Annotated in this window: 19 protein-coding genes; 9 read left to right on the top strand and 10 right to left on the bottom strand. The window is 70.6% G+C overall.

Going from position 1 to position 19,205, the window contains the following annotated elements; genetic code table 11:
- Window positions 1-189 precede the first annotated feature (189 nt).
- Window positions 190-750 carry a TrmH family RNA methyltransferase gene (locus tag ACIRPH_RS07570; RefSeq protein WP_267944504.1) on the bottom strand — a complete coding sequence of 187 codons (561 nt, stop codon included), beginning with the start codon at window positions 748-750 and terminating at the stop codon, window positions 190-192.
- A 122-nt stretch (window positions 751-872) separates the two neighbouring features.
- On the bottom strand, window positions 873-1,529 hold the full coding sequence (locus ACIRPH_RS07565; protein WP_402910623.1) for a class I SAM-dependent methyltransferase: 657 nt from the start codon (window positions 1,527-1,529) through the stop codon (window positions 873-875).
- Between the two features lie 140 nt (window positions 1,530-1,669).
- Here ACIRPH_RS07565 and ACIRPH_RS07560 point away from each other — a divergent pair, with 140 nt between their 5' ends.
- Both ACIRPH_RS07560 and ACIRPH_RS07555 read left to right on the top strand, forming a co-directional pair.
- Window positions 1,670-2,176 (top strand): dsRBD fold-containing protein, encoded by a 507-nt coding sequence (locus ACIRPH_RS07560; RefSeq protein WP_402910621.1) that lies wholly within the window; start codon window positions 1,670-1,672, stop codon window positions 2,174-2,176.
- A 340-nt stretch (window positions 2,177-2,516) separates the two neighbouring features.
- Window positions 2,517-3,782, top strand: coding sequence for an APC family permease (locus ACIRPH_RS07555; RefSeq protein ID WP_402910618.1), 1,266 nt, complete (start codon window positions 2,517-2,519; stop codon window positions 3,780-3,782).
- A 37-nt stretch (window positions 3,783-3,819) separates the two neighbouring features.
- Here the strand turns inward: ACIRPH_RS07555 and ACIRPH_RS07550 are convergent, their stop codons facing one another.
- The 5 genes from ACIRPH_RS07550 to ACIRPH_RS07530 all read right to left on the bottom strand — a co-directional run bounded on the left by ACIRPH_RS07550 (window position 3,820) and on the right by ACIRPH_RS07530 (window position 8,543).
- Entirely contained in the window at window positions 3,820-4,599 is a 780-nt protein-coding gene (locus ACIRPH_RS07550; RefSeq protein WP_402910616.1) for an NUDIX hydrolase, read from the bottom strand.
- Window positions 4,596-5,336, bottom strand: a complete 741-nt coding sequence (locus ACIRPH_RS07545; RefSeq protein ID WP_402910613.1) for an HAD family hydrolase — start codon at window positions 5,334-5,336, stop codon at window positions 4,596-4,598. Before ACIRPH_RS07545 ends, ACIRPH_RS07550 begins: the two co-directional genes overlap by 4 nt.
- 141 nt (window positions 5,337-5,477) lie before the next feature.
- Complete coding sequence (locus ACIRPH_RS07540; protein WP_402910610.1) at window positions 5,478-6,425, bottom strand: VWA domain-containing protein; 948 nt, start codon at window positions 6,423-6,425, stop codon at window positions 5,478-5,480.
- Window positions 6,426-6,502: 77 nt separating this feature from the next.
- A complete protein-coding gene (locus tag ACIRPH_RS07535; protein ID WP_402910607.1) occupies window positions 6,503-7,471 on the bottom strand; it encodes a DUF58 domain-containing protein in 969 nt (322 codons plus the stop codon).
- A 4-nt stretch (window positions 7,472-7,475) separates the two neighbouring features.
- Window positions 7,476-8,543, bottom strand: coding sequence for an AAA family ATPase (locus ACIRPH_RS07530; protein WP_402910604.1), 1,068 nt, complete (start codon window positions 8,541-8,543; stop codon window positions 7,476-7,478).
- A gap of 149 nt (window positions 8,544-8,692) precedes the next feature.
- Between ACIRPH_RS07530 and ACIRPH_RS07525 the strand changes: the two genes are divergently transcribed.
- The 5 genes from ACIRPH_RS07525 to ACIRPH_RS07505 all read left to right on the top strand — a co-directional run bounded on the left by ACIRPH_RS07525 (window position 8,693) and on the right by ACIRPH_RS07505 (window position 14,494).
- Window positions 8,693-9,412 carry a hypothetical protein gene (locus ACIRPH_RS07525; protein WP_402910601.1) on the top strand — a complete coding sequence of 240 codons (720 nt, stop codon included), beginning with the start codon at window positions 8,693-8,695 and terminating at the stop codon, window positions 9,410-9,412.
- Between the two features lie 322 nt (window positions 9,413-9,734).
- Window positions 9,735-10,502 carry a HipA family kinase gene (locus ACIRPH_RS07520; RefSeq protein WP_402910598.1) on the top strand — a complete coding sequence of 256 codons (768 nt, stop codon included), beginning with the start codon at window positions 9,735-9,737 and terminating at the stop codon, window positions 10,500-10,502.
- Window positions 10,499-10,936, top strand: a complete 438-nt coding sequence (locus ACIRPH_RS07515; protein WP_402910597.1) for a DUF3037 domain-containing protein — start codon at window positions 10,499-10,501, stop codon at window positions 10,934-10,936. Before ACIRPH_RS07520 ends, ACIRPH_RS07515 begins: the two co-directional genes overlap by 4 nt.
- Window positions 10,937-11,082: 146 nt before the next feature.
- Window positions 11,083-12,390, top strand: coding sequence for a multidrug effflux MFS transporter (locus tag ACIRPH_RS07510; RefSeq protein WP_402910594.1), 1,308 nt, complete (start codon window positions 11,083-11,085; stop codon window positions 12,388-12,390).
- Window positions 12,391-12,532: 142 nt separating this feature from the next.
- Window positions 12,533-14,494, top strand: coding sequence for an AMP-binding protein (locus ACIRPH_RS07505; RefSeq protein ID WP_402910591.1), 1,962 nt, complete (start codon window positions 12,533-12,535; stop codon window positions 14,492-14,494).
- A 55-nt stretch (window positions 14,495-14,549) separates the two neighbouring features.
- On the opposite strand, the gene ACIRPH_RS07500 is transcribed toward ACIRPH_RS07505, so the two are convergent.
- The 3 genes from ACIRPH_RS07500 to ACIRPH_RS07490 all read right to left on the bottom strand — a co-directional run bounded on the left by ACIRPH_RS07500 (window position 14,550) and on the right by ACIRPH_RS07490 (window position 17,532).
- Entirely contained in the window at window positions 14,550-15,197 is a 648-nt protein-coding gene (locus ACIRPH_RS07500) for a LuxR C-terminal-related transcriptional regulator (RefSeq protein WP_402910589.1), read from the bottom strand.
- A complete protein-coding gene (locus ACIRPH_RS07495; RefSeq protein ID WP_402910587.1) occupies window positions 15,149-16,414 on the bottom strand; it encodes a histidine kinase in 1,266 nt (421 codons plus the stop codon). The genes ACIRPH_RS07500 and ACIRPH_RS07495 overlap by 49 nt, the downstream gene beginning before the upstream one ends.
- 146 nt (window positions 16,415-16,560) lie before the next feature.
- On the bottom strand, window positions 16,561-17,532 hold the full coding sequence (locus tag ACIRPH_RS07490) for a hypothetical protein (protein WP_402910585.1): 972 nt from the start codon (window positions 17,530-17,532) through the stop codon (window positions 16,561-16,563).
- 377 nt (window positions 17,533-17,909) lie between these two features.
- Between ACIRPH_RS07490 and ACIRPH_RS07485 the strand changes: the two genes are divergently transcribed.
- The gene (locus ACIRPH_RS07485) at window positions 17,910-18,353 is read left to right on the top strand and encodes an SMI1/KNR4 family protein (RefSeq protein ID WP_267950397.1); all 444 of its coding nucleotides are present in this window, start codon (window positions 17,910-17,912) and stop codon (window positions 18,351-18,353) included.
- Window positions 18,354-18,458: 105 nt separating this feature from the next.
- Window positions 18,459-19,127, top strand: coding sequence for a peptide deformylase (gene def / locus ACIRPH_RS07480; protein ID WP_402910583.1), 669 nt, complete (start codon window positions 18,459-18,461; stop codon window positions 19,125-19,127).
- Window positions 19,128-19,205: the final 78 nt, after the last annotated feature.

The raw sequence follows: 19,205 nt of genomic DNA, 5'->3' as shown, positions 1-19,205 counted from the left end.
TACGAGGGTGCGCACCCTTCGGAGAAGGGGGCTCGTCGAGGTCTGGGTCACAGCATCCGTGAGGGATGCTGCCGGTACTTCGGGACGGGTCCACTGTTCCTCTCTCTGCGTTGACACGCGTGGAGTGTGTGATTGGTGTTGTTACTGCGATGGAATGACGAAAAAACCGCCGGGAAAGTTCCCGGACTCTCAGCTCCCGACGGGAGCGTCGGCCTCTTCGCCGAAGGAGACCCACTCGCGACGGCGGGCCTCGGCGAGGGCGATCGAGGTGGCGACGGCCACGTTCAGCGATCCCACCCGCCCGATCTGGGGGATGTAGGTGACGGCGTCCGCGCCCGCCAGGAGGGCGGGGGAGCAGCCGTGGTCCTCGGCGCCGACGGCCAGGCACACGTCCGGCTCCAGCGGGGCGGCGTGCAGCGGCACCGCGCCCCGGGCCAGCTCGACGGCCACGACCTTGTAGCCGTCGGCCCGCGCCGCGGACAGGGCCTCGGCGGTCGAGGAGAGCCGCGTGTGGCTCACCTTGGCCGCGGTGCCCAGGGCGGTCTTGCCCACCTTGGGGTCGTCGGGGTCCGCGCTGTTGCCCGTGAGCCAGACCTGGTCCACCCCGAAGGTCGCGCAGGTGCGCAGGATCGATCCCAGGTTGAAGGGCTGGGTGACGGATTCGACGATGAGGGCGAGTCGCCCCTCGGTGCGCCGGCGCCATTCACGGTTGAGGCGTTTGACGTCGGTGGGGCGCAACTGCGTGCTCAACTGCGGTGTGTTCCTCAGCGGGTGTACCCGGGCGGTCCCGGTGTGCGGATGTTCGCAACAGGCTACCGGTCAGCGGGCCCGTGTGCACGCATGACCCCTGACACATCCAGGCAAAACGTCTCTCAGTCGCCCGAACGCCGCACGGCCAGGACCCGGAAGCCGGCCCGGGAGGCCACCCGTTCGGCGGGCAGGCCCTCGGCGTCCAGCCACTTCTGGAGCGAGTCGGACCCCAGGTGGCGCTGGACCACGAGGTGGGCCACGCCCCCGGGGGAGAGCCGGCCGAGCCAGGTGCGCAGCATCGCGTGCAGCACGCCCTTGCCCACCCGGATCGGCGGGTTGGACCAGAGCGCGTCGAAGGGGCCGAGCAGCTCCTCGGCCAGGGGCGCGTGGGCCCCTCCCCCCTCCTGCTCCGGCGCCGGCTCCCCCTCGGGGGAGACGACCGCGAACCGGGCGTTGTCCAGCCCGTGCTCGGAGGCGTTGCGCCGGGCCAGGCCCACGGCGCGGGAGTTGACGTCCACGCCCAGCACGGTCGCGCCCGGGGCGCGTGAGGCCATGGTCAGGGCGACGGGGCCGTAACCGCACCCCAGGTCGAGCAGGCGCCCGCCCGCCGGTGGGGCCGGGACCGTCTCCAGGAGCACGCGCGTGCCGAGGTCGACCCTGTCGGGGGAGAAGACGCCCCGGTCGGTGTTCAGGCGCAGGTGCAGGTCCGGCAGGACCAGGTCCGCGGTGGAGGGCCGGCTGGCGGCGTCGGGGTCGGAGTCGAAGTAGTGCTGGGCCACGCCGTGACGCTACCAGGGGCCGTGGCGCGCCGCGTACCGGCAAAAACCTCGCCTCCCCACGGGAACGAAATCCCCAACCCCGGAGACCGCGCCCGGGACAGTGCGGAAGATGGAGGTATCCGAGGTTTGTGGGGTATCCCATGCGAGCAGAGGTAGGGGACCGACTGGTGGTGGAGAGCCCGCGTGACGACGCCCACCGCAGGACCGGCGTCGTCACCGGGATCCGGGGGGCGGGCGGGTCGCCCCCGTACCAGGTGCACTGGTCCGGCGCCGAAGGCGGGCACGACGCCCTGGTCTACCCGGGACCGGACGCCCACATCGAACACCCGCCCGGCGGCACGGGCGCGGAGGCAGAGGGGACGGATGCCATGCACACGACCAAGCGCTGGAACGTCGACGTCGTCGTCGAGGAGGAGAGCGAGGGCGAGAGCGCGCGCACCTGGGCGGAGGTCGGGCTGGTGGCCGACGACGGCACGGCCCTGCGCGGACACGGCATGTCGCGCAAGCACCCCACCGACCTCGACGTCCCGGAGATCGGCGAGGAACTCGCGGTCTCGCGTGCGCTCTCCGACCTCTCACGCCAGCTCCGCCAGGTCGCCGCCGAGGACATCAACGACAACACCGGGACCCCCTGGCGTCCCACCTGACGCCCGGGGCGCGACCGCCGCTCGCCCGCCCGGGTCGCCCGGAGGTCCGGAACCGGCCACCTCCGCCACGGGCGGTTTGCACCCGGTGGTCACCGGCATCGGGCACACTCGGAAGTCGGGCACGACTCCCGCCCCCTCGGCGGGGGGACGTCCCAGCCCCGGACGGGCTGGGACTTCGTCGTGTCCGCCAGGGAACGGACGACGAGGGGCGGGATCACCCGAGCAGCACGAGGCCCGACGTCACGTTCCGAGGTACCGCTGTGCTTTTGCCGGAGGAACTCCGGGGAGAAGCGCGTTGCCGCCCGGCGCGAGCCGGGAGTACTCACGCAAGGAGACCCCGTTGACCACCCCTTCCGGGCCCCAGGCCAGACCCGCCAGGGTCCTCGGTACCGTCGACGCCGTCGCCATCGGTGCGGCATCGATGCTCGGCGCGGGCGTCTTCTCCGTCTTCGCGCCCGCGGCCCTGGGCGCGGGCGCGTGGCTGCCCGTGGCCATCCTGATCGCGGGCGCCGTCGCCTACTGCAACGCCGTCTCCTCGGCCAGGCTCGCCGCCCGCCACCCCGAGTCGGGCGGGGCCTACGTCTACGGGCGCGAGCGCCTGGGGGAGCTGTGGGGCTACCTGGCCGGCTGGTCCTTCGTCGTCGGCAAGGTCGCCTCGTGCGCCGCCATGGCGCTGACCTTCGCCGCCTACGCCCTGCCCGGCTGGGAGAAACCCCTGGCGGTGGCCGCGGTGGTCGCGGTCACCGCCCTCGACTACCGGGGCCTGAGACGTTCGACCCCGGTGCTCAAGCTCATGCTGGGCGCGGTCCTGGCCGTCCTGGCCGCCGTCGTCGTCACGATGCTGCTCAGCGGCCGGCTGGCGGCCGTGGCCGAGGTCGACGGCCTGGGGCCCTGGCCCGGCTCCTTCGGCGTGCTGGGCGCTGCCGGGATGATCTTCTTCGCGTTCGCCGGGTACGCGAGGGTGGCGACGCTGGGCGGGGAGGTCCGCGACCCCGGGACCACCATCCCGCGCGCCATCACCCTGTCCCTGGGCGGCGTGCTGGCGCTGTACCTGGTCGTGGGCACCGGACTGCTGATCGTGCTGGGGCGCGAGCGCCTCACGACCAGCGCCGCGCCGATGGCCGACGCCGTCGAGGTGGCCGGGTTCCCGTGGATGGTCCCGGTGGTGGCCGTGGGCGCCGCCGTGGCCAGCCTGGGCGCGCTGTTCACCCTTGTCCTGGGGGTCTCGCGCACGGCCGCCGCGATGGCCTCCGACGGGCACCTGCCCCGCGCCCTGGCCGCGGTCCACGAGCGCCACGGGGTGCCGCACCGCGCGGAGGTCGCCGTCGCGGCCGTGGTCGTCGTCCTGGTCCTGGTGGCCGACCTGAGCGGCGCGATCGCCTTCTCGGCGTTCGGCGTCCTGGTGTACTACGCCATCACCAACGCGTCGGCGCTGAGGCTGGGGCCCGACGAGACCCGCCCGCCGCTGCTGGTCCCCCTGACCGGGCTGGTGGGGTGCGTGGTCCTGGCGTGCAGCCTGCCGCTGCCGGCGGTCATCACCGGCATGGCGGTCCTGGCCGCCGGAGCGGTCCTGTGGTGGCTGCGCGAGCGGCTCGCACCGCGTTAGCCGGTCCCGTAGGGCCTCCCCGGCGGCACGCGCCGCGTCAGCGGGGCGGGGCCTCCCGCCCGCCGCTGTCGCCCCCGAGCACGTGGGCCAGGCCCCTGCGGGCGGTCGTGGACAGGTGCAGCCCGGCCACCTCCCCGGGCTCGAACCAGCCGCAGTCCGAGGTGGAGCCGTTCTCCTCCATCACCAGGGCCGGCCCGGGGTTCGCGACGTACACGCGGAAGAAGGCCCACACGGCGTAGATCTCGTAGCCGGTCGGCGGGACCCGGTGGTGGCTGGCGGCGGTGACCAGCTCCCCGACCTCGCCGTCCTGCCCGGTCTCCTCGGCCACCTCGCGCCGCAGCGCGGTGCGCACGTCCTCGCCCGCGTCCACGCCCCCGCCCGGCAGGTGCCAGGTGCCGCCGCCGGGGAACCCCTCGGCGATCCGGCTGAGCAGGATGCGCCCGGCGGGGTCGGTGACGATCCCGTAGGAGGCGAACCGGCGCAGGCGGGGACGGGTGTCCTCGGGGAGCTCCTCCTCGGGCAGCAGCTCGGCGGCCGAGGGCGCCAGCGGACCCTGCGCGGCGTCCGCCGGGGCCGCCCCGGCCTCGGCGAAGAGGACCCGTTCCACGTGCAGGGCGGTGCCGTCGGGGGCCCGCACCAGCTCGGTCAGCACGTCCACCGCGACCAGGGGCGTGTGGGGGGAGAGCCCGCCCAGCTCGCGCACCACGTCGGCCGGGTCCTGCCCGAACAGCACACGCGCGCCGAGGACGGAGGGGCCCCCGGTGAGCAGGTGCGCGGTGACGCGCCGGGCGGGCGCGTCCGGGGGGACTGCCGTCACAGGGACCCCGCGGCCGGCGCCAGGCCGGGCACGCCCAGGCCCACCATGCGCAGCAGCTCGTCGAGGCCGCCGATGGTGGTCACGCCCTCGACGCGCGGCCGGCCGTGCCGGTCGATCAGGACCGGGCGCATCCGCGAGGCGACCGCGCCGACGCCGTCGGACTGGATCTGGTCGCCCACGTGCCAGCAGGCCGAGGGGTCCACGCCCAGGCGCTGGGCGGTCATGTGGAAGATGCGCGGGTCGGGCTTGCCCGCCCCCGCGGTGTCGGCGCACACGACGGCGTGGAAGTAGGGGGTCAGTTCCAGGGCCTGCAGCTTGGCGTGCTGGAGCGACTCGGCCCCGTTCGTGACCACGGCGAGGCGGTAGCCGGCCGAGCCCAGGGCGTTGAGGGCGGCGACGGTGTCGGGGAAGACCCTCCAGGCGGAGCGGTGCGCCTCCAGGTAGAGCCGGTAGAGGTCGTCGCAGTGCTGGTCGGCGATGTCGGTGTGCCCGGCCTGGACGGCCAGGGCGCGGACGCGCTCGCGGCGCTGCTGCTCCAGGCTGAGGTTTCCCCGCAGGTAGGCGGCGAAGGAGATCTCGGTCTGCACGTCCCACAGGGCGCGGGCCGCGCCGAAGTCGGGGTGGCCGAGCCGCTCCATGACCGCGCGCAGTCCCTGCGACGAGGCCCCGGTGTCGTCGATGAGGGTGTCGTCCAGATCGAAGCAGATGGCGGTCGGCGGTGCGGGTAGGTTCGGCATCGTTCCTCAACAGGGTGGCCTGACAAAACATGCCAACGCTAACCCCTGGACATAACGTAAATGGTGTAAACCCCACCTAAAGGGTTGTGACCAACATCACCGAAACTCTGGTTTGCGGCCGGTTTCCGAGCCCCGGAGGCATCACGGAAGCCGCTGGAACCACAGCAGGGACGTGAGAGCCGTGGCCAGCCCCAGGATGATCGCGACCAGCACGAACCGTGTGACGATCTCCTCGTGGACGAGCTCGGTGCCCAGGGACGAGCCGATGTTCTCGTAGACCTCGTCGAGCTCCGTCTCGCTCTCCGCCTCGTAGAAGTGACCCTCGGTGTCCTGCGCCAGCCCGCGCAGCGCGTCCTTGTCGATGTCGGCCGGCACCTGGTACCCGTCGATCTCGATCATCGCCGCCCCCGTGCCGAACGCGATCGTGGAGACCGGCACCTCCTGCTCGGCCGCCGTCGCGGAGGCCTGCACGATGTCGCGCCCGCTGGTGTTCTCCCCGTCCGACAGCAGCACGATCGCCGACGGGGGCGGGTCCTCCTCGGAGTCCTCGTCGAAGCCGCTGATCGCCTCCAGGGAGGCGAACACCCCCTCGCCGATGGCCGTGCCCGGCCCCAACTGCAGGTTCTCGATGGACCCGATCACCGCCTGGTGGTCCTGCGTGGGCGAGGACACCACCGTCGCGGTCGAGGAGAACGCCACCAGCCCCACGTTGAACCGGTCCGGGAGCGTCTCCACGAACCCCTGCGCCGACTCCTTGGCCGCCTGCAACCGGTCGGGCTCGATGTCGGTGGCCGCCATCGACAGCGACACGTCCACGGCCACCATGATGGTCGCCCGCTCGCGCGGCTGCTCCACCGGCATCGCCGGCAGGGCCATCGAGGCGATCAGGACCGCCAGGGAGGACACGAACAGCACAGCCGGGACGTGCCTGCGGATGTCGGGGCGGTGCGGCGCCACCTGGTCCAGCAGTGCCAGGTTCGTGAAGCGCAGCGTGTACTCGCGCCGCTGGTTCTGCGCGAACACGTACGCCCCGACCACCACGACGATCAGGAGCAGCCACCACAGCCGCTGGGGCTCCAGGAAGGTCATCGCTCAGTCCCCCGTGCGTCGGCACTGTCCCGCGGGTCCGGCCCCGCGCCCTCGTTCGGTTCCATCGTGCTCCGCTCTCACCGGGGAGACCCCGGGGTGTGGCGGGCCAGGTGGTGCGCGGTGCGCCGCTGGTGGATGACGAACCGTGCCGTATCCAGTACCCAGTCCCGGTCGGTTCGTAGCAGGAGGTGGTGCACCCCGCACCGGCGCAGGGCGTCGCGCACCGCCGTCCTCTGGTCGGCCGCGGCCCGGCGGTAGCGCTCGCGCACCGCCTTCGTCAGCCGCACGTCGCGCACCCGGCCCGACCGGGGGTCGCGCATGGTCACGTCCCCGACCTCCGGGAGGTCGAGTTCGCGCGGGTCGACCACCTCCACCACCAGCACCTGGTGCCGCGAGGCCAGCTGGCGCAGGGGCCGCTCCCAGTCGATCCCACCGCCGAACGCGGGGGTGTCCAGGAAGTCCGAGACCACCACGCGCAGGCCCCGGCGCCGACGGGTGCGGACCAGGTCCGTGAGCGCGTCGGCCAGGGTCGCCCGGTCGGCGGAAGGGGAGCGCTCGTCACCCGTCGGGGCCGCGGCCACCGTGGCCAGGAGGGCCAGCAGCGCCTCCTTGCCCGAGCGGGCCGGCCAGCGCCGGATCCTGCCGTGGTGCAGGAAGTGGGCGCCGAACCGGTCGCCCACCTTCTGGGTCAGCAGGTTCGCCGCCACCATCGCGCCGACCGCGACGTCGCGCTTGGAGCGCAGACCGGTGCCGAAGTCCATGCTCGGCGACAGGTCCAGCAGGGTCCAGCTCTCCAGCTCCCGGTCCGCGACCAGGTCGCGGACGTGCGGGATGTCGGTGCGCGCGGTGACGGCCCAGTCCATGCGCCGCACGTCGTCCTCGCCCGGCTGGTAGAGGCGCGCCTCGGCGGCCTCCGACCCCGGGCCGAGCCGCAGGCCGAGGTGCTCGCCGTGCAGCAGCCCCTCCAGCCGGTGGACGATGTTCAGGTCGAGGCGGCGCAGGGCCGCGCGGAGGCGGGGATCGGTGCCGATCGCCGGAGTGGTCAAGGGGTCACCTCGGGGAGGCGAAGGAAGCGGTCTCTCCGCTGGGGGGTTCGTCCCAGATCACGCGGGGCGCCAGGACGGTCGACAGGATGCGGTCGACGACCTGGGCCGGGGTGATCCCGTCGGCCAGGGCGTCGAAGGTGAGCACCAACCGGTGCGCGATGACGTCGTGGGCGAGCACGCGCACGTCGTCGGGGAGCACGTAGTCGCGCCCGCGCAGCAGGGCCAGCGCCCGGGCCGAGGCCACCAGGCCCAGGGTGGCGCGCGGGCTGGCGCCCACCTCCAGCACCTGGCGCAGGTCCGGCATCTGGTAGGCCTCCGGCTCGCGGGTGGCCATGACCAGCCGCACGACGTAGTCGGCGATGAGCTGGTGGACGTGCACGCGTTCGGCGTCGGACTGCAGCTCGCCCAGCGTGACCGGGTCCAGGACCTGGTGCGCGGTGGGAGGGCTGCTGGACATGCGCCGCAGGATCTCCATCTCCTCGTGCGCGCGGGGGTGCCCGACGTCGACCTTCATCAGGAACCGGTCGCGCTGGGCCTCGGGCAGCGGATACACGCCCTCGGACTCGACCGGGTTCTGTGTGGCGATGACGATGAAGGGGGAGGGGAGTGGGTAGGTCGTCCCCCCGAGGGACACCTGCCGCTCGGCCATGACCTCCAGCAGGGCCGACTGGACCTTGGCGGGGGCGCGGTTGATCTCGTCGGCGAGCACGAAGTTGGCGAACACCGGCCCCAGCTCCACGTCGAACTTCTCGGTGGAGGGATGGTAGATGCGCGTTCCGACGATGTCGGAGGGCACCAGGTCCGGAGTGAACTGGAGCCTGGTGAACGAGCCGCCGGTGACCTTGGCCAGGGTGGACACGGCCAGGGTCTTGGCGATGCCGGGAACACCCTCGATCAGGCAGTGGCCCTTGGCGACCAGGGCGATGAGGGAGCGCTCCACCATGCGTTCCTGGCCGACGATGACCGTGGACACCTCGTGCAGCGCCGCGCGCAGCAGCCTGGTCGGCTCGCCCGGTGCGCTCTCTGAGCCCGACTGGGGCGCTGAGCCGTTTCCGGGTGAGGTTTCTGCCATGGCCCGCCTTCCTGGCTGGGAGCCCCCGGGAGGGGCACCGGATAGGTTGTGGATCACTCACCTGTGGCGACACTACCTGCTTCGCGGCCACCCGTCCGGTACACGACGCGGCGGAGCGGACCGGGTGGGGACGGGAAAGGGGGCGTGACATGGCGGTTCCCACGATGGGACTGAACGAGGGCGATCCGCGCCAGCTGGGCGGCTACCGCCTCCTGGGAAGGTTGCGCGACTCCTCCCTGGGCGTGGTGTACCTGGGGCGGAACGGCGCGGGGGACCGGGTCAGCGTGGCCGTGCTCGACTCGGGCGCGGGCGGCGACGGCCCGGCGCGCTCCCGGTTCGTGGAGGCGGTCGAGGAGAGCCCGGACGTGGTGGCGGCGCGCACCCACGGGCGCTCGCCCCTGTGGGTGGCGGTGCCCTACGACGGCTCCGGCAGGGGAGCGGAGGACTTCCTGGAGTCGGCAGCCAGGTCGGGGCGCGTGTCCGAGCACGGGCCGGTGGTCATGCCGCACTGGGCGGGTTCGCGGGGAGGCACCGCGGTGCGGTGGGCGCCGTGGGCCTCACGCGGGGGCAGCGCGGTGGAGTCGGGGAGGGGCAACTGGTGGCTGATCGGCGGTCTGGGCCTGGTCCTGCTGCTGCTCCTGCTGCTGGTGTCGCTCCTGTACTGGTGGATGCTCCAGTTCCCGCCGCCCGAGATGCCGGGGCCGGCGCAGCCCTCGGAGGCGGAGCAGGAGGAGGGCGGTGAGGGCTCGGAGGGGGAGGAGGCCCAGCCGACCCCCGGCGAGGACGGGGGGAGCGGTCCCGCCCAGCCGATGCCGACGCCGGGGGAGGGCGACGGGGAGTGGGGCGAGCAGCCCGAGGACAACCTCTGACCGTGGTCCGGGGGCGCGGAAACCGCTCCGCGCCCCTCCGTGTCCCACCATAAAAATCTACGTCGTAAAGGTGGGCGTTCGTTTCTATAAAAACAAAGAATCACAACATGATTCGCGCGGCTACGCCGCCCCCTCTCAAAACTTTCCGCTCGAGGGGGCTCGGGCGTGTCGCGGTTCGGGGGAACCGGCCTGGAACGTGTTCAGCGTCGTTTAGCGGGCCCGCCGACGAGGGTCCCGGCTCGGGGGAGGGGTGGAGGCGCACTCCGCCCTCCGGGGGTCTGAGCGCCTCGGCGGCCGGGCGCCGCCCGCCGGGCCGGTGCCTATGCTGGTCCGCGTGCTGAAAAAGGTGATAGCGACGCGATACGTGCTCGCGTTGCGTGAAGGCGGTTCGCTCCCGGGGTTGGTCGAGGCCGACGACCTGGGGATGTACGTGGTCAAGTTCATCGGCGCCGGCCAGGGGCGCAAGACCCTGGTCGCGGAGGTCGTCGCCGGGGAGCTCGGCCGGGCCCTGGGGCTTCCGGTCCCGGAGCTGGCCCTGGTGGAGTTCGACGCGGTGATCGCCCGCGGTGAGCCCGACCAGGAGGTGCAGGAGCTGCTCAAGGCCAGCGGCGGGCTCAACCTGGGGATGGACTTCCTGCCCGGGTCGCTCGGGTTCGACCCTCTGACGTTCGAGGTGGACCCGGGGTTCGCCGGGCGGGTCCTGTGGTTCGACGCGTTCACGGGCAACGTGGACCGCTCGTGGCGCAACCCGAACATGCTGCTGTGGCACGGGAGCCCCTATCTGATCGACCACGGCGCGACGCTGATCTTCCACCACAACTGGTCGGGCGCCGACCGCTTCGTGGGCCGTGCCTACGATGCCGCCGACCACGTTCTGTCGGGGTTCTCGCCCGACGTGGCCGCAGCGGACGAGGTGTTCGCCCCCCTGGTGGACGAGGATCTGCTGCGGGGAGTGGTGGGGATGGTGCCCGACGAGTGGCTGGTGGACGAGCCGGGGTTCGGTGCCCCGGGGGACGTGCGTGAGGCGTACGTGAAGCACCTGTCGGCGCGTGTGGCCGACCGTTCGTGGCTTCCGGGGGTGGCGGGGTGAGCGACGTGAGGCGTTACAGCGACGCGGTGACGACGGGGCGTGTGGGCGTGGAGCGTGACCGGGTGGTGTTCGAGTACGCGTTGTTGCGGGTGGTTCCCTGTCTGGAGCGCGGTGAGTGCGTGAACGCCGGTGTGATCGTGTACAGCCAGGAGCGGGGGTTCCTGGCGGCCCGGTGGTCGCTGGACGAGGGGCGTCTGCGTGCGGTGTCGCCGGGGGTGGACGTGGCCGGTGTGCGGCGTGCGCTGGAGGCGGTCGAGGCGATGTGCCGGGGTGGTGCCGGGGCGGGTGCTGCGGGGCGTGAGCGGCCGGGGCAGAGGTTCCGGTGGTTGACGGCTCCGCGGAGCACGGTGGTGCAGCCGGGGCCGATCCACGGGGGGTTGGCGGAGGATCCGGAGGCGGAGTTGGAGAGGTTGGTGGATCGTCTGGTGCGGTGACGTCCGGGTTGGTAACGGACATCACAGGCGATTGGTCGGTGGGCGGGGGAGCGATTCGTCCCTTTGGGGTGTTGGTATGGAGTGGTCCATGCCTGTGGGTTCGCTCCCACGCGGCCCCTTTCCCTCTTTCTTGAGCTGGAGCGCCTGTGCAGTCCCCGAACTCCCCCGCCTCGCCCCCTGTGCAGGGGGCGGGTGAGAGGTCCGAGAACCTGTCGACGTCCGAGAGTCCCGGTTCGTCCCGGGCCGTGCCCTGGACGCGGTCGCGTAGGTCGATCGCGCTGTTGGTGATGGTGCTGGGTGTGCTGACGGCCACGGGGCCGTTGGCGACCGACATGTATCTTCCGGCCTTTCCGGAGATCACGCGGGCTCTGGGGACGGGTGAGGCGCAGATTCAGCTGACGCTGACCTCGATGATGCTGGGTCTGGCCGTGGGTCAGTTGATCCTGGGGCCGATGAGTGACGCGTGGGGGCGTCGGGGTCCGTTGTTGGTGGGTGTGGCCGTGTTCACGGTCACGTCGGTGTTGTGTGTGTTCGTGCCGGATGTGACGGCGTTCATCGTGTTGCGGTTCGTGCAGGGTGTGGCGGGTGCTGCGGGTGCGGTGATCTCGCGTGCGGTGGTGCGTGACCTGTTCGCCGGTGATGACGCGGTGCGGTTCTTCTCGCGTCTGGCGCTGGTGATGATGCTGGCTCCGCTGTTGGCGCCTTTGGCGGGTGCGCAGTTGTTGCTGGTGGGTCCGTGGCAGGTGAGTTTCTGGGTGCTGGCGGTGATGTCGGCGGTCAGTTTCGTGTTGGTGCTGGTGTGGTTGCCGGAGAGTCTTCCGGTGGAGGCTCGTCGTCGTCAGGGTCCGCGTCAGTTGTTGTCGACGGTGGCGGGGTTGGTGCGTCAGCCGCGTTTCGTGGGTCCGGTGCTGACGCTGGGTCTGAGTTTCGGGATGTTGTTCACGTATGTGTCGGCGTTCTCGTTCGTGTCGCAGCAGGAGTTCGGTGCGTCGCCGCAGACGTATGCGTGGCTGTTCGCGGTGAACTCGTTGGGGATGATGGCGGGTACGCAGGCGAACGGTTTCCTGGTGGGTCGTGTGGAGACGTTGCGGCGTCTGGGGTTGGGGCTGGGGATGGCTCTGGCTTCGGTGGGTGTGCTCGCGGTGTTGGCGTTGGTGGGTGTGGCGTCGTTGTGGACGGCTGTGGGGTTGTTGGCGCTGATGATGTTCAGCGTCGGTTTCATCATGCCGAACGCGACGGTGACGGCTCTTGACGGGCAGCCGGTCTCGGTGGCGGGTACGGCTTCGGCGTTGATGGGGTCGTTGCAGTTCGCGCTGGGTGGCGGTGTGGCGGCGTTGGCGGGGTTGACGCCTTCGGGGCAGGCGTCGTTGTTGAGCATGGCGGTGGTGATGGTGTCGGCTGCGTCGCTGTCGTTGGCGGCGTATGTGTGGACGGTGCGTGCGAAGGTGCGGTGACCTCGGGGGCGGTGGGGTTCGGGTCGTGGTGCCAGGTTGCCGTGGGGTGTGGATTGTGGGCACAGTAGGTCACAATTCACCGATTGAGGCGGGTCTGGTCTTGTGTGGACCCGTCTTCCGATGTGGCAGAGGATGAATTGGTATGGGCGAGCCGAGTGACACCCCTGGTGCGTGGGCTGTGGGCCTTGCGGGTCTGAGTGACCTGGTCTATGGGGTGGCGAACTCCGACGCCCATGCGGAGGTGTTCTCGGTGCCCCGGGGTGAGGGTGGTTGGGAGCGGGTCACGGCGGGTGAGTTCGCGACCGAGGTGACGGCGGTGGCCAAGGGGTTGGTGGCTGCCGGGGTGGGGGCGGGTGACCGTGTCCTGGTGGCGGCTTCGGCGCATCAGGACTGGGTGCGTGTGGCGTTCGCGGTGTGGTCGGTGCGGGGTGTGCTGGTTCCGTTGCCGGAGTCGGCTTCGGTGGAGCGGGTGGCGCATGTGGTGCGGCAGACGCGTCCTGCGGCGGCGGTGATCCAGGGGGATCGGTTGTTGCGTGCTGCGACGGGGTTGCAGCGTGAGTTGCCGGATCTGGGTCGTGTGTGGCGGATGGAGGCGGGCCTGGAGGGGATCGTCTCGTTGGGCCAGTACATGGATGCGTCGTCGGTGCGGTTTCGGCGGGACGAGACGATGCCGGAGGATGCGGCGGTGGTGCTGTATCCGGTGAGTACGGTGTCGCGTTCGATGCGTGGTGTGGTGTTGTCGCACGGGGCGTTGTTGGCGTCTGCGGCGGGTGTGGTGGATCGGGTGTGGCCGCGGTTGTCGGAGTTGCCTGCGGGGCGGGCGAGTGCGTTGTTGGATCTGCCGTTGTCGCAGATTCAGGGGTTGGCTTCGTTGTTGGCGTGCATGGTGGGGCGTGTGCGTGTGGGGTTGGCGGGGCCGGGTGGGTTCTTGCGTGGGGCGGAGGTGTTCCGGCCGACGGTGTTGGTGTGTGGTGCGGGGTTGTTGGAGTCGGTGTTCGAGTCCGAGCGTGGGAGTGCGCGTTCGACGGGGTGGGACTCGTTGGGGACGTTCAATTCGGCGGTGGATTCGGCGGTGCAGTTCGACCGGTCGCCGAGGAAGGGTGCGTGGCAGCGGTTGTCGAGGTCGATGTACGACTGGCAGTTCGCGAGGTTGCGTGAGGCGTTGGGGAACCGGGTGCACTTGGCGGTGTGCTGGGGTGGGGGGTTGTCGGACCGTTTGGACTCGTTCTTCGGCGGTGTGGGGATTCCTGTGTTCCAGGTGTTCGGTACGGCGGAGACGGCGGGGGCGTTCGCGGCGGCCGGTGTGGGGGAGCGGGTGCCGGGGACGGTGGGGCGTGCGGTCGCCGGTCGTGAGGTGTGGGTTTCGCGGGAGGGTGAGGCCCATGTGCGTGGTGGGGGTGTGTTCTCGGGTTATTGGGGGGATGAGGAGGCGACCCGGAGTGCGTTCCGTGAGGGGTGGTTGGCGACGGGGTTCGCGGTGGAGGTGGACGGGGACGGTTTTGTGAGTGTGGTGGGGCGGTTGCGTCCGCAGGCGGCTTCGGTGGAGGTGGCGGGGCGGTTCGTGGCCGGGGGTGTGGCTGTGGCGGAGTTGGAGGTGTCGTCGGAGTCGGTTGTGGTGGGTGGGGGCGTGGAGGAGTCGGCGGCTTCTCCGGTTGCTGCGGTTGCTGCGTTGTCGGCGGTGGAGGAGCCGGTGGAGCGCGGTGATGCGGAGCTGGTGGCGGAGTTCGAGGCGCGGTTGCGTGCTCATCCGTTGATCAGCCAGGTGTTGGTGATCGTGGAGGGGCGTCCGTTCGCGAGTGCTCTGGTGACGTTGGTGCGTGATCAGTTGGAGTACTGGCGTTTGGTGAACGGTCGGCCGTTGGCGATGGCGCCTGAGGAGATCGCGGGGGATCGTGATCTGCTGCGTGAGGTGCAGGGGTTGGTGTACGAGGCCAATCGGAGCGTGCCGCGGCATTTGGCGGTGCGGTCGTTCCATGTGTTGGCGGAGGAGTTCACGGTGCAGTCGGGGTTGGTGCAGCCTTCGGGTGAGTTGCGTCGTGAGGCGGTGTTGCGGGCGTTCTCGGAGGAGATCGACGGGTTGTATCGGGCGCGTCGGGATCGGTAGTCGGGTGGTGGCCGCGGCCCTCGGTGTTGTTGCCGGGGGCCGCGGTTTTTTGTGTCTATTGGCCGTTGAGGTAGGCGAGGACGGCGAGGACGCGGCGGCTGTCGTCGGAGGAGGGGGGTAGGTCGAGTTTGGTGAAGATGTTGTTGATGTGTTTGCTGACGGCTTTTTCGGTGATGTAGAGGCGTCCGGCGATGGCGGAGTTGGAGCGTCCTTCGGCCATTTCGGCGAGGACTTCGCGTTCGCGGGGGGTGAGTTGGGCGAGGGGGCCGCTCTGGTCCTGGCGGGCGAGGAGTTGGGAGATGACGGCGGGGTCCATGGCGGTGCCGCCGGCGGCGACGCGGCGGACGGCTTCGATGAACTGGCCGATGTCGAAGACGCGGTCCTTGAGGAGGTAGCCGACTCCGCCTTCGGCGTCGGAGAGGAGTTCGCGGGCGTAGAGCTGTTCGACGTGTTGGGAGAGGACGAGGATGGGGAGGCCGGGGATCTGGGTGCGGGCTCCGATGGCTGCTTGGAGGCCTTCGTCGGTGAAGGTGGGGGGGAGTCGGACGTCGACGACGGCGACGTCGGGTTTGTGTTCGGTGAGGGCGGTGTGTAGGTCGGGTCCGTTGTCGACTGCGGCGACGACGGTGAAGTCGTGTGCTTCGAGGAGTCTGATCAGTCCGTCGCGGAGGAGGGCAAGGTCTTCGGCGATGACAACGCGCACGGGATCTCCAGGGTCACGATGGTGGGGCCGCCGGGTGGGCTGGTGATGTTCATCGTGCCATCGAAGGCGTCGAGGCGTCGTGTGATGCCGGCGAGGCCGCTGCCGGGGGCGGGGTCGGCGCCGCCGGTTCCGTTGTCGGTGACGGTGATGACGAGGTGGTCGCGGCCGTGGTTGATGTGGATCCAGGCTTGGGTGGCGTGGGCGTGTTTGGCGGTGTTGGTGAGGAGTTCGGCGATGGCGAAGTAGGCGGCGGATTCGACGGGGTCGGCGGGGCGGCCGTCGAGGTCGATGGTGACGGTGATGGGGAGGTGGTGGGTGAGGGCGAGGGCGTGGACTGCTCCGTGGAGTCCTCGTTCGACGAGGACGGGTGGGTGGATGCCGCGGACGAGGTCGCGGAGTTCGGTGAGGGCGTGGCGGGTGGTTTCGCGGGCTTCGGTGAGCATGGTGCGGGCGGTGTGGGGGTCTTGTTCGACGATTTGTTCGGCCATGCCGAGGTGCATGCCGAGGGCGACGAGTCGGGCTTGGGCTCCGTCGTGGAGGTCGCGTTCGATGCGTCGGATTTCGGAGGCCTGGGTGTCGATGGTGTTGGCGCGGCTGGTGGCGAGGTGGGCGACGCGTGCGGTGAGTCGGGCTTTTTCGGAGGGGGCGAGGAGGAGGCGGTTGAAGCGGAGGTAGATGTCGGTGGTGGGTGGGAGGAGGAGGAGTCCGAGGGTGAGGAGGAGGGCGGAGGGGGCGAGGAAGATGAGTTGGTCGGTGGGGGTGGTGGGGGTGTAGGTGTCGTAGAGGGCGTTGCCGGCGAGGCCGAGGGCGAAGAGGAGTTGGTAGAGGGCGTGGCCGAGGAGGGCTGTGGGGATGGCGATGAGGGTGATGTTGGCTGTTCCGGCGATGAGCCAGAGGAGGTCTTTCCAGGTGCCGGGGTCGGTGATGATCGTGGTTCCGCGGCGGGTGAGGCCTCCTGGGGGGATGGGGCGGTAGGCGGAGGGGATGGGGGTTTTGGGGAGGAGGTGGGTGAGGGTGCGGCGTTGGCTGTCGGCGAGGGTGCGTAGGAGGGTGCCGGTGAGGATGACGAAGGGGAGGCCGATCCAGAAGAGGGTGAGGATGGCGGAGGCGAGGACGAGGGGGAGCAGGAGGAGGGCGGCGATGTTCTGGGAGAGCAGGAGGAAGAGGTAGGCGAGGGTGGTGAGGCGGCCTGCGCGGTGGTGGGGTGCGGTGGCCATGGGTGGTCTTCCGTTCCTGCTGGTGTGGTGTGGTGTGTCCATTCTGGCTTGTGGTGGGTGGTGGTTGCGGTGGTGGTGGCTCCCCTTTTGGGGGGTGGGCATGGGTGTGGCCCGCCCGGGTGGGGGCGGGTGGGGTGGTGTGTGGGTCAGGGCCAGCGGATGTCGGTGGCGGTGTCGAGTGCGGGGATGCGGGTGCTGGCGTGGGCGTTGAGGGCGTCGGTGAGTTGGGTCCAGGCCTGGCGGGGGGTGTTGTCGGTGTTGTTGCAGGTGCGCTGTTGGCAGGCGGTGTGTTGGGACATGGCTCCGGCGAAGCGGAGGGGGTCGTCGGCGTGGGTGTGGCCCCAGCGGCTGATGTTGGCCCATTGGCGGGCTTGGATGCCGTCGGTGCGGTAGATCTGGGGGAGGGCGTGGACGGTGGGTCGGCCGCCTCCGGCGAGGTGGTGGACGTCGGCGAGGGTCCAGTTGTTGTTGCAGTGGGCGGTGCCGGTGGTGGGGCAGCCGTCGGCTGAGTTGGCGGTGTGCAGGGGTGTGGTGGTGGTTTTCGTGTAGGCGTCGATCCAGCCGCGGGCCCAGGTGGGGGTGGACCAGGCGGGTTCGGCGTCGAGGGCGCCGGTGATGGTGACGGCGGGTGTGGTGGAGCGTTGGCGTGCGTCGTGGACGAGGGTGGCCCATTGTTTGCCGGCGGTGGGGCCGGTGAGGTTGCCGTCGTCCTTGTTGTTGACGCCGAGGGCGAGGGTGGCTGTTGTTTGGCCGGTGCGGCAGTCGGTGAAGCCTTGGGCCCAGTGGTGGGCGTAGGAGGCGGCTTTGGTGGTGGCTGCGCGGGGTGTGGTGGTGGCGTGGCTGGTGCCGGGTTCGCGGAGTTGGTGGTCGGTTTCCTGGGTGCCGAAGAAGAGGATGCGGACGCCGTTGGTGCCGGTGCGGGCTTCGGTGCATCCGGCGTCGCGTGCGTGGTCGGCTGTGGCGGGGCCCAGGGGGACGTAGCGGCTCGTGGTGTGTCCGGGGTAGGTGGTGGTGTGGGTGGGGGTGGTTGTGGGGGTTGTGGTGGCGTGTGCGGGGGCGGGCAGGGTGAGTGCGGTGGCGAGGGCTGTGGCGAGGAGGCGTTGTGTGGTGGTGGTCATGGCAGTGTTATTACCGTTTGTGGCTTTGCCTACACTCAGGGTGATGTTTTGGGAGTGTTCGGGGCGTTGGCGGCATGTGGTGCGTGGGGTGGGAAGGAGTGCGGGACGGTGCGGCGGTCGCCTCACGGCGTGGCGCACAACGCGGTTCCGTGGCCGCCCCTGGGGGCGCGGTGTTCCGCGAAGGCTTTGTGTGGAGCCCGGGGGACACTTGCTACCGCACCGTCCCGCAGTGGGGTCAACGGGTCGGGGGGTGCGGCTATTCCCGTGGGGGCCGGTTGGGGGTGTGGGTGGTGGTTTGTGACGCTGGGGACGTGGTCCGCGCGGGTTTTTGGCGCAACTCGCCGTCGACGATTTCCCGTGTCTTGCCACGACCTGTGATGATCGGGAGTGTGTGGCGTGAACTGATCCTGGAGATGTATCCCGAGGCCGATCTGTACGATCCGGCCGATGAGGTGACCCTTGCCGAGGTGGAGAAGCGGTTGATGCTGCCTTTGCCGTTCGAGTTGGCCTCCCTGTTGCGGGAGACGGACGGGGTGACCAACGAGTACGGGGACGCGGTGGTGTGGAGTGCCCGGCGCCTGGTGGAGGACAACCTGGCGATGCGGGGTGAGCCCGATTATCTGGAGTTGTACGCGCCTTTCGACGAGATGATCTTCTTCGGCGACTCCGACATGGGGCCGCAGTTCGCCTACGTGCACACCGACTACGGTCCGGGGATCGTGGTGTGGGATCATGAGAGCGACCGGCGGCGGCTGGTGGTGGTGTCGTTGCGCGACTACCTGGCGCGATGCCTGATCCAGGGCAATTCCTGGTTCCGTTGACCGTGTGCTCCGTGCGTGGCTGACCTGCCGTTTCGTGCTATTTTTCGGGGTATTGGTGGCGTTGTGTCACTGTTTGTCTCCCCTAGTGCGTTTGAGAGTAGGACCATGTCGGAGCAGTCCACGCCTGCCCATGTCGCCGCCGTTGTCCAGGGCCGGGAGGTGGAGGACTTCCCCGAACTGGCCCCGGAGGCCTCGCGCGGCCGTGTGCGGCGCATCACCGTGACGGGCGAGGAGGTCCTGCACCGGCGCAACGCGGAGGTGCCCGAGCAGATGTGGGGCGGCCGGGAGCTGCACCAGCTCGTCGACGACATGTTCGTGACGATGTACGCGGCCGAGGGCGTGGGTCTGGCGGGCAACCAGGTGGGTGTGGACCTGCGGCTGTTCGTCTACGACTGCCCCGACGACGACGGGGTGCGCCATGTGGGGCACGTGGTCAACCCGGTGCTGGACGAGCGCGACCCGGACGAGGCCGTGGAGGTCGACAGCGAGGGCTGCCTGTCGGTGCCGGGGCCGCACGCGGACCTGGGGCGGGCCGCGACCGCGACGGTGCGGGGCGTGGACCGGGACGGCAATCCGGTGGTGGTGAGCGGGAGCGGGTACTTCGCCCGGTGCCTGCAGCACGAGACCGACCACACCATGGGCCGGCTGTACGTGGACCGGCTCTCGGCGCGCGAGCGCAAGCGGGTGCTGAAGAAGATGAACGAGATGGCCAACGACGTGTTCGCGCGTCGTGAGGAGCGTGCGGCGCAGCTGGCGGAGGAGTTCGCGGGCTGAGCTCGTGTGCGCGAAGGGGGTGTCCCGGCATCGGCCGGGGCGCCCCCCTTCTTTTCGCGGCGGCCGGGGGCGCCGTGT

It is taken from the genome of Nocardiopsis sp. NPDC101807, from assembly GCF_044766605.1.
GTDB lineage: Bacteria > Actinomycetota > Actinomycetes > Streptosporangiales > Streptosporangiaceae > Nocardiopsis > Nocardiopsis tropica.
This window is presented reverse-complemented; position numbering and strand designations above follow the sequence as displayed.

Bases quoted from the DNA above. Each gene is read 5' to 3' on its own strand.
- ACIRPH_RS07520 (WP_402910598.1), top strand. From the start codon at position 9,735: ATGCTGGTCCGCGTGCTGAAAAAGGTGATAGCGACGCGATACGTGCTC.
- ACIRPH_RS07560 (WP_402910621.1), top strand. From the start codon at position 1,670: ATGCGAGCAGAGGTAGGGGACCGACTGGTGGTGGAGAGCCCGCGTGAC.
- ACIRPH_RS07490 (WP_402910585.1), bottom strand. From the start codon at position 17,532: ATGACCACCACCACACAACGCCTCCTCGCCACAGCCCTCGCCACCGCA.
- ACIRPH_RS07545 (WP_402910613.1), bottom strand. From the start codon at position 5,336: ATGCCGAACCTACCCGCACCGCCGACCGCCATCTGCTTCGATCTGGAC.
- def (WP_402910583.1), top strand. From the start codon at position 18,459: ATGTCGGAGCAGTCCACGCCTGCCCATGTCGCCGCCGTTGTCCAGGGC.
- ACIRPH_RS07530 (WP_402910604.1), bottom strand. From the start codon at position 8,543: ATGGCAGAAACCTCACCCGGAAACGGCTCAGCGCCCCAGTCGGGCTCA.
- ACIRPH_RS07485 (WP_267950397.1), top strand. From the start codon at position 17,910: ATGATCGGGAGTGTGTGGCGTGAACTGATCCTGGAGATGTATCCCGAG.
- ACIRPH_RS07540 (WP_402910610.1), bottom strand. From the start codon at position 6,425: ATGACCTTCCTGGAGCCCCAGCGGCTGTGGTGGCTGCTCCTGATCGTC.
- ACIRPH_RS07525 (WP_402910601.1), top strand. From the start codon at position 8,693: ATGGCGGTTCCCACGATGGGACTGAACGAGGGCGATCCGCGCCAGCTG.
- ACIRPH_RS07495 (WP_402910587.1), bottom strand. From the start codon at position 16,414: ATGGCCACCGCACCCCACCACCGCGCAGGCCGCCTCACCACCCTCGCC.
- ACIRPH_RS07505 (WP_402910591.1), top strand. From the start codon at position 12,533: ATGGGCGAGCCGAGTGACACCCCTGGTGCGTGGGCTGTGGGCCTTGCG.